Here is an 8089-nt window from a genome sequence, read left to right as displayed (position 1 = left end):
TTCCCTCGTTTAGCTCCGCAAAAAGCGGGCAGAAGAACACGGGTAAGCCATCCATGGAAAAGTAATTCGGATTTGCTTTGAATTCAGGCACCGGTCGCAGGGGCCGCCGCGGTGGCGCGGGGCGCGATGTCCGGGGCGTAGGCGCCGCATCCGGGGCACACCAGGGCGCCGTTGAGGTGCCGACGGCACAAGGTGCAGTAGTCCATCCGCGGTCTTCCTGAGTCGACTGCGCCGACGGCGCGCTGGGCCGTGGCCTGGTCTCGTTCGCACGTGGGATCGAACGGCCAGAACGCTAGCGAGCCTTTGGCCAGGCAGTGTGCAGCCTGTGTGGTGCTTCTGCGCAGATGCCGTCCGGACTGTGCGGACAGAGACGTTTCGTGGCCTGCCCGGAGCTCAGTCCGAGGCGGACGCGTCTTCGCGCGGCGGCGGCGCGGCCGAGGCGCGGACGACGAGGTCGACCGGCGGCCCGCTCGCCGGCAGGGGGTCCGCCGCCGGGTTCTCGATGGCGTGCACCAGGCGTTTCAGGCCCTCCTGGGCCACGGCGTCGAAGGGCTGGCGCACCGTGGTGAGCGGGGGAGTCACGTAGGCGGCGACCGGGATGTCGTCGAAGCCGACCACGCTGACGTCCTCCGGCACCCGCCGGCCGGCCTCCGCCAGGGCCCGGATCAGGCCGATCGCCATGTCGTCGTTGGCGGCGAAGACGGCGGTGACCGTGTCGTCCGCGGCGAACGTCCGGCCCGCCGCGTACCCGGACGCGGCCGACCAGTCACCCGTGACGACCGGGGGCACGGCCCTGTCCTGTGCGGTCAGGGCGGCCCGCCACCCCTCCAACCGGTACCGCGCGGCGTACCAGCGCTGCGGACCGGCGAGATGGTGGACCGTACGGTGCCCCAGGGACAGCAGGTGTTCGGTGGCGGTGTGGGCCATCAGGTCGGCGCCGTCGCCCGCGGTCAGCACGGTGGGCGCGGTGACCGGCGGCGGCGCGCCGATCACGAGCACCGGAACGTCGACGCGCAGCGAGGTGCCCTCGCCGTCGAGCTGCTCGTCGATGGGTTCGGAGATGACGATGCCGTCCACGCCCTGGTCCAGGAGCGAGTCCACGGCACCGGAGAGGCCCGCCGGGTCGCCCTCCACCGTGTTGACCACGCGCAGCGCGTAGCCGGTGTCCCGGACCACCCGCTCGACGCCCATGAGCAGCGAGGCGGGTCCGTACAGGGCGGTGCCGAGCGTCACCACGCCGATCGAGCGGGTGCGTCCGGACGCCAGCGCCCGGGCGGCGTTGTTGCGCCGGTAGCCGAGCTGTTCGGCGGCGTGGAGAACACGTCGGCGCACGTCGTCGGAGACGTACGGCTCGTCGTTGAAGACCCGGGAGACGGTCTTCTGGGAGACCCCGGCGAGCCGGGCCACGTCGACACTGCGAGGAGCGGCGCCGCTCCTGCCGCGTCCCGTCTCTGATGGCATGGCATCTCCCGGTGGGCGCTCGGTCGACGGCAATCATGTCATATGCGGCCGCACGCTGACTGCGCTGTCATGTCCGCCTGCTGATTCCGCGTATGCCGTCGCGCCGCCCCGTACGGCGGGATGAGGGCACGAAGCGTCAACAGCGGTACGACGACGGGACGTGCCGCGTCCGGAGAGCCTGAAGCGGTACTGCGACCGGCCCGCGTCGTCCTGCGCGGCCCCGCCCGAGCCGGCCGCCCCAGCGGCAGACAGGACATCCGGATGAGAACTCGTACAGGGTCCGGGCCGGCCGCGGTCGCCTCGTGCCTCGCGCTCGCCGCCGCCGTGGCCGTCGGCAGGAACGGCGGCGGGGCCGCCACGACCCGGATCATCCCCCCGAAGGGGCCGTACGCGGCCCTCGGCGACTCCTGCACGGCGGGAACCGGCGGCCCACCGGCCGTGAGCGCTCCGATCGCAACTACCCCACGCTGGTCGCCGCCGGCCCCGCGCCCGGCGCCCTGCTGGCACCCCCGGAGCGACGGCAGCGCCGGAGCGACGCGGTCGAGACCCTGCGGTGCGGGCGGAACGGCGCTTCCAGACGCCGCCCGGGCGCGACGGTCCGGACCGGGATCCGGCAGGGCGTGACCGTCCGGGCCGCGTCATGGCCGTGCGTGGTCGGCCCGCCCGTTCCCGTGCCGGTCAGTGTGCGGTTGTCTCCATGGGCTGCCGGCCCCAGGCGGTGAGCATGCCCGCCGAGAGCGCGGCGCACTCGTCGGAGGCCAGATAGCGGATCGCCGTGTCGACGGCCGCGTCGTCGACCAGGCCGGTGGCCACCATCGCCGCCCGGCTCCGCTCCCAGGTGTCCGCCCAGAAACGGCTGAGGGGACTGCCCGGCAGCAGCGGCGGCACATGCAGTTCGGCGGCGACCGGCAGCAGCCCGGCCCCGCGCAGCAGCCGCGGGTACGACGGCACCCAGGAGACGTCGGTGCCGATGGTCGCCCGCAGCCCCTGCCACATCGCCCGCATCGCGAGGGCGTACGGCGTGTCCGGCGTCCGGTCGTTCGCCACGTCGACGGCGTCGCTGAGCACCAGCACACCGCCGGGCTCGACGAGGGCGGCCAGCGTCGCGATCAGACGTTCGTACTCGCGCAGGTGCATCAGCACGAACCTGGCGTGCACGAGCCGGAACCGGCCGTGGACGGCATGCGCGGCGGTGATGTCGGTCTCCAGCACGTCGAGCCCGGCCCGGTCGGGAAGGAACCGCACGTCGCGGTCGACGGCGAGCACGCTCTCCACCCCGGCCTCGTCGAGCAGCCGGCCGGCGACCGTGCCGGTGCCGGCGCCCACGTCGAGGCAACGCCACCCGGGCCCGGCACCGAGCGCCCGCAGCCGCGCCATGGTGATGTCGTCGTAGGCGAGGGCCCCGAAGTCGATGCGCTCGCCCTCCCCCGCCTGCTCGGACCGGAAGACCGCCTCACCGTAGCGGCCGCCGCCCGGCGTGCCGGTCATGCCGCCGCCGGCGCGACGCGGTGGGCGAGCGGGCGGAGCGGTTCGTCGAAGCGTTGCATGGCCGGACCTCTTCACACGGTGGGGCGTGCCGGGCGGCCCGTCGAGGGGCCGCCGCCGTTCCCTGGATCCTGCACCGCCGGCCTCCCGCACGACCGAGGCGCGCCGCGCCTGAGCCGATCGGGGCAACGGCCGGGCGGTCGGAGTCCGGGCCACGGGGGTGGCGGGGCGGTCGAGACGGCCGAGCGATGACGGTCGCGCGGTCGGGACGGCCGAGCGATGACGGTCGCGCGGTCGGGACGGCCGAGCCACGAGGACGGCTGAGCGGTAGGGGTGACCGAGTCGTGGGGACGGCCGAGTCGCAGACACGGCCAGGTCGCCGGAGCGGCAGGGGCCGGGGCATCGGCGGCACCCGGCGGACGACGGGCAGTTGCCGCGCTGTTCGAGCGCCTTGATGATCCCCGGGACCGCGGGCACGGTCCCCTTGCGCAGGTCGGGCAGCAGGATGATGCCGTCGCGGTGGGCCGGGTCCAGCACCCTGCGGGGGACGCATTCCGACGCGTAACGTGAAGCAGCATGAAGGTCACCGTCATCGACGTGCGGTGTCGGCCACTGCCGGCCCCCGCCACCCGGCAAGCCTCCGCCCTGCGAGGGGAGGGGTGCGCATGAGGATCTCCGTCTCCTCGGACATGGACGAACCCGTCGCCCGCCTCCTCGTCGAGGAGTTGCGCCGCCGCGGCCACCGGGTGCGCGCGTACGGTGCGCTGGACCCCGGGGCCGATCCGCAGTGGGCGGTCTGCTCGGAGGCCGCCGCCCGCGACGTCGCCGTCGGTGCCGCGGACCAGGCGGTCGTCTGCTGCTGGACCGGTACCGGTGCCTCGATCGCCGCGAACAAGGTCCCGGGCGTGCGCGCGGCCCTGTGCGCCGACGCCTACACCGCCGACGGCGCCCGGCGCTGGAACGACGCCAACGTGCTCGCCCTCAGCCTGCGGCTGACCTCGCAGCCGGTGCTCAAGGAGATCCTCGACGCCTGGTTCACGGCCACGCCGAGCCAGGACGCCGAGGATCTCGGGAACGTGGCCCACGTCGGACGTCTCGACGCGGGCCGGGGGGCCGCGGGGCAGTAGCGGGCCGGGTCAGTGGGCGCCGAGCCCGCCGCCGCCGAACGAGCCGCTGGAGCCCTTGCTCCAGCGGGGCCGGTCCTTCGACGCGCTCGGCCTGGTCTGCTGGTTGCCCAGTTCGTACGGGGTGAGCGGACGGCCGCCCTTGGGGGTCTGGGGAATCTCCTCCGACTCGCGGTTCTCCAGGACCTCGTGCACCGCGCCCCCGGGTGGCAGCTTCGGCTGGTCCTCGGGGCGCGGTCGGTCCGACTCGTGGTACTTGACCCGGTTGCCCAGCCAGAAGCCGCCGGCCAGCATCGCCAGCACGGCCACGGCCACCAGGAAGAGCGCGAGACTCATCAGGCCGCTGGGAGCGGCCAGCTGCTGCATCGATACCGTACTCATAGCAAGGGGATACCCCGCCCAGAATGGTACGAACCGGACGCAATCGGTGGCTGATCGTGCACAGTCGGCGACGCCGTGCCGGGACCCTGGCCGACCGGTGATGCCGCTGGCGGCCGGAACCTCTGGGCTCCGGGGCGTTTGCCGCACCGCCCTCCCGGCTACCCGGCCGGGGTGACACAGCAGACTTCCCAGCAGGAGCTGTACCGGTTCCTGGAGGACCGGTTCGCGTGCGCGCAGGCCTGCGCGGAGTGCGCCCGGGCGTGCGCTCTGCGTGCCGGTGTCCTCGACCCGGGCGGGGCCGCCCAGGCGGAACAGGTGCGCCGCAAGGGCATCATGTGTGCCGAGGTGTGCGACGCGACCTGCCGGGCGCTGACCGAGGAGACCGGCAGGGACGAGACCGGCCTGCGCGTCCAGCTCGAATGGTGCCGGGCGATCTGCCTCGAGTGCGCACAGGCCTTCGACACCCAGCCCGGGGCCGAGAAGAGCGCGGACGCCTGCCGGGCGTGCGCCAGAGCGTGCACGGACTTCATGACGGTGCTCGGCTGACCGCCCTCACGTGAGAGGTCGCCGCACCGCCATTCCCAATTTCTGGAACGCGTTCTACGGTGTGCGCCGTCAGGACCGCCCGTCGGGAGCCTGGAGGCGCCGTGCACCTCGACCACACGCCCGAGCAGCAGCGGCTGCGCACCGAACTGCGCGCCTACTTCGCCGGCCTGGTGCCGGACAACGCGTACGCCCGCTACGCCGACCCGGCCGCGCAGAAACGCTTCTACCGCGAGACCCTCCGACGGCTCGGCGCGGACGGCTGGCTCGGCGTGGGCTGGCCCGAGGAGTACGGCGGCCGCGGACTGACCGCGATGGAACAGTTCATCTTCTTCGACGAGGCCGCCCAGGCGGGCGTGCCGCTCCCGCTGATGGCGCTCAACACCGTGGGCCCGACGATCATGCAGTTCGGCACCGAGGAGCAGAAGTCGTACTTCCTGCCCCGCATCCTCTCCGGTGAGATCGACTTCGCCATCGGTTACAGCGAGCCCGACGCCGGCACCGACCTCGCGGCCCTGAGGACGAGGGCCGTCCGGGACGGCGACGAGTACGTCGTCGACGGCCAGAAGATCTGGACCACCAACGGCGACACCGCCGACTGGGTCTGGCTCGCCACCCGCACCGACCCCGAGGCCCCGCCCCACAAGGGCATCACCATGCTCCTGGTGCCGACCGCCGACCCGGGCTACTCCTGCACCCTCATCAACACCCTCGCCTCCCACGACACCACCGCCAGCTACTACGAGAACATCCGCGTCCCCGTCTCCCGCCGGGTCGGCGAGGAGAACCAGGGCTGGCGGCTGATCACCAACCAGCTCAACCACGAGCGCGTCACCCTCGCCGCACACGGCACCATGGCCATCCGCGCCCTGCGCGACGTGCAGCGCTGGGCCATGGAGACCAAACTCGCCGACGGCCGACGGGTCGTCGACCTGCCCTGGGTGCGCCGCCGCCTCGCGCAGACGCACACCCGCCTCGACGCCATGAAGCTCCTCAACTGGCAGATGGTCAGCGCCGTCCAGGACGGCACCCTCACCCCGCAGGACGCCTCCGCCGTCAAGGTCTACGGCTCCGAGGCCCGCCGTGACGCCTACGCCTGGCTCATGGAGATCGCCGCCGCGGCGGGCCCGCTGAAGGAGGGCTCGGCCGGCGCGGTCCTCCACGGCGACCTGGAACGCGGCTACCGCTCGGCGGTCATCTTCACCTTCGGGGGCGGCAACAACGAGATCCAGCGCGAGATCATCTCCTGGATCGGACTGGGGATGCCGCGGGTACGGCGGTAGCCTGCCCGCATGGGTGCCGACCCCGGGCTGTTCACCCCGGCCTCCGTGACCTGGCAACTGCACGGCGACCCCATGATGTGGGTCGCCGGGATCCGCGCGCTCTACCTCCAGGCCCTGCACCCACGGGCGGTCCGCGGGGTGATGGAGAACTCCGACTTCCGGCGGGACGCCTGGGGCCGTCTGATGCGGACCGCGAACTTCGTCGGCACCACGACCTACGGCACCGCGGAGGCCGCCGAGCGGGCCGGGGCCCGGATCCGGAAGGTCCACAGCATGCTCGGGGCGACCGACCCCGACACCGGCGAGCGCTACGGCGTGGACGAACCCGAACTCCTGCTGTGGGTGCACTGCGCGGAGATCGACTCGTACCTGCACGTCGTCCGCCGCTCCGGCTTCCCGCTCACCGATGCCCAGGCCGACCGCTACCTCGCCGAACACCGGGTCAGTGCCCGTCTGGTCGGCCTCGATCCCGCGACCGTACCCGCCGACCGGGAGGAGCTGGCCGCCTACTTCGAGAAGACCCGCCCGCGGCTCGCCGCCGGGGCCGACGCACGCGACGTGTACGACTTCCTGCTCCGACCGCCGACGCACCCGCTGCTGATACCGGCGCGCGAGGTGCTGTGGCGGCGCGTGGCCCACCTGGCGTACGCCGCTCTGCCGCCGTACGCCCACGAGTTGTACGGCGCCCCGGCCCCCGAACCCGCCGTCGTCACCCGGCGACTGCGTGCCACCGGCACCGCCTTGCGCTGTGTTCCCGCACGTCTGCGCTGGCAACTCCCGCCCAAACACATCCTGCGGGCCATGGCGAGGCTCGGCCCGGCCGCGCGCCCGGCACCGTACAAAGTCGGGTCCTAGACCGCCATACTGGTCGACCAGGGGGCCCGGATTCGGCCGGTTCGGCGCGGTCGCACCGTTACGGCCGGGAACGGGCGGAGCTGGAGGCGACGGGGGGCGACGGCGCGCGATGGCTGACAGCAGGCTGGTCCAGGGGAGGTACCGGCTGCTCGACCTGATCGGGCGGGGCGGGATGGGCGAGGTGTGGCGGGCCCGCGACGAGTCCCTCGGCCGCCAGGTCGCCGTGAAGTGCCTCAAACCGCTCGGCCCGCACCACGATCAGGCGTTCACCCGCGTGCTGCGCGAGCGGTTCCGCCGCGAGGCGAGGGTGGCCGCCGCGCTCTCGCACCGCGGGGTCACCGTCGTCCACGACTTCGGCGAGTCCGACGGTGTCCTCTACCTGGTGATGGAACTCCTCGACGGCCGCAACCTCAGCCAGCTGCTCGAGGACAACAAGCACCACCCGCTGCCCGTCGGTGACATCGTCGACATCGCCGAACAGGTCGCCGCCGCCCTCGCCTACACGCACCAGCAGGGCATCGTGCACCGGGACCTCAAACCCGCCAACATCATGCGGCTGACCGACGGCACGGTGAAGCTCTGCGACTTCGGCATCGCCCGCCTCGGCCACGACATCGGCTTCACCTCCCGGCTGACCGGTACCGGCATCGCCATGGGCACCCCGCACTACATGTCGCCGGAACAGATCGGCGGCACCGAGGTCGACCCGCGCAGCGACCTGTACTCGCTGGGCTGCGTGCTGTACGAGATCGCCACCGGGGCACCGCCGTTCGACCTCGACGACGCCTGGGCCATCCTCGTCGGCCACCGCGACACCCGGCCCGCCCCGCCGCGCACCCACCGCCCCGAACTGCCCGGCTGGCTCGAGCAGGTCGTCCTCGACCTGCTCGCCAAACGCCCGGAGCAACACCCCCGCGTACGTCCCCACCGTCGTCACCGCGCGGCCCAGGCTCCGGA

The 8089-nt window shown here is 73.0% G+C and carries 9 protein-coding genes; 5 read left to right on the top strand and 4 right to left on the bottom strand.

Annotated elements, in window-relative coordinates; translation table 11 throughout:
* Positions 1 to 83: 83 nt before the first annotated feature.
* The 3 genes from ABZ646_RS34310 to ABZ646_RS34300 all read right to left on the bottom strand — a co-directional run bounded on the left by ABZ646_RS34310 (position 84) and on the right by ABZ646_RS34300 (position 2949).
* The gene (locus ABZ646_RS34310; protein WP_360527765.1) at positions 84 to 206 is read right to left on the bottom strand and encodes a hypothetical protein; all 123 of its coding nucleotides are present in this window, start codon (positions 204 to 206) and stop codon (positions 84 to 86) included.
* Between the two features lie 187 nt (positions 207 to 393).
* On the bottom strand, positions 394 to 1461 hold the full coding sequence (locus tag ABZ646_RS34305) for a LacI family DNA-binding transcriptional regulator (protein ID WP_360527763.1): 1068 nt from the start codon (positions 1459 to 1461) through the stop codon (positions 394 to 396).
* Between the two features lie 678 nt (positions 1462 to 2139).
* On the bottom strand, positions 2140 to 2949 hold the full coding sequence (locus tag ABZ646_RS34300) for a methyltransferase domain-containing protein (protein ID WP_360527760.1): 810 nt from the start codon (positions 2947 to 2949) through the stop codon (positions 2140 to 2142).
* 662 nt (positions 2950 to 3611) lie between these two features.
* On the opposite strand from ABZ646_RS34300, the gene ABZ646_RS34295 reads away from it, so the two are divergent.
* On the top strand, positions 3612 to 4073 hold the full coding sequence (locus ABZ646_RS34295; RefSeq protein WP_360527757.1) for an RpiB/LacA/LacB family sugar-phosphate isomerase: 462 nt from the start codon (positions 3612 to 3614) through the stop codon (positions 4071 to 4073).
* Between the two features lie 9 nt (positions 4074 to 4082).
* Here the strand turns inward: ABZ646_RS34295 and ABZ646_RS34290 are convergent, their stop codons facing one another.
* Positions 4083 to 4451: a DUF6479 family protein gene (locus tag ABZ646_RS34290; protein WP_360527754.1), complete on the bottom strand. Its 369-nt coding sequence runs from the start codon at positions 4449 to 4451 to the stop codon at positions 4083 to 4085.
* Between the two features lie 171 nt (positions 4452 to 4622).
* On the opposite strand from ABZ646_RS34290, the gene ABZ646_RS34285 reads away from it, so the two are divergent.
* From ABZ646_RS34285 to ABZ646_RS34270, 4 genes are all read left to right on the top strand, one after another.
* Positions 4623 to 4997, top strand: coding sequence for a four-helix bundle copper-binding protein (locus ABZ646_RS34285; RefSeq protein ID WP_360527751.1), 375 nt, complete (start codon positions 4623 to 4625; stop codon positions 4995 to 4997).
* Between the two features lie 101 nt (positions 4998 to 5098).
* Positions 5099 to 6277, top strand: a complete 1179-nt coding sequence (locus tag ABZ646_RS34280) for an acyl-CoA dehydrogenase family protein (protein ID WP_360527748.1) — start codon at positions 5099 to 5101, stop codon at positions 6275 to 6277.
* Between the two features lie 9 nt (positions 6278 to 6286).
* Positions 6287 to 7132, top strand: a complete 846-nt coding sequence (locus ABZ646_RS34275) for an oxygenase MpaB family protein (protein ID WP_360527745.1) — start codon at positions 6287 to 6289, stop codon at positions 7130 to 7132.
* Positions 7133 to 7241: 109 nt separating this feature from the next.
* Positions 7242 to 8089: serine/threonine-protein kinase (locus tag ABZ646_RS34270; RefSeq protein WP_360527742.1), on the top strand; the 848-nt coding region annotated here is incomplete at its 3' end.

The sequence above is a fragment of the Streptomyces sp. NPDC007162 genome, from assembly GCF_040634175.1.
Lineage (GTDB): Bacteria > Actinomycetota > Actinomycetes > Streptomycetales > Streptomycetaceae > Streptomyces.
Note: the sequence above shows the minus strand (reverse complement) of the source record. Positions and strands in the feature narration are given on the sequence as shown.

What these genes read in the sequence shown, in the direction of transcription:
- ABZ646_RS34275 (WP_360527745.1), top strand. Translation starts at nt 6,287, where the DNA reads ATGGGTGCCGACCCCGGGCTGTTCACCCCGGCCTCCGTGACCTGGCAA.
- ABZ646_RS34310 (WP_360527765.1), bottom strand. Translation starts at nt 206, where the DNA reads ATGGACTACTGCACCTTGTGCCGTCGGCACCTCAACGGCGCCCTGGTG.
- ABZ646_RS34305 (WP_360527763.1), bottom strand. Translation starts at nt 1,461, where the DNA reads ATGCCATCAGAGACGGGACGCGGCAGGAGCGGCGCCGCTCCTCGCAGT.
- ABZ646_RS34295 (WP_360527757.1), top strand. Translation starts at nt 3,612, where the DNA reads ATGAGGATCTCCGTCTCCTCGGACATGGACGAACCCGTCGCCCGCCTC.
- ABZ646_RS34300 (WP_360527760.1), bottom strand. Translation starts at nt 2,949, where the DNA reads ATGACCGGCACGCCGGGCGGCGGCCGCTACGGTGAGGCGGTCTTCCGG.
- ABZ646_RS34290 (WP_360527754.1), bottom strand. Translation starts at nt 4,451, where the DNA reads ATGAGTACGGTATCGATGCAGCAGCTGGCCGCTCCCAGCGGCCTGATG.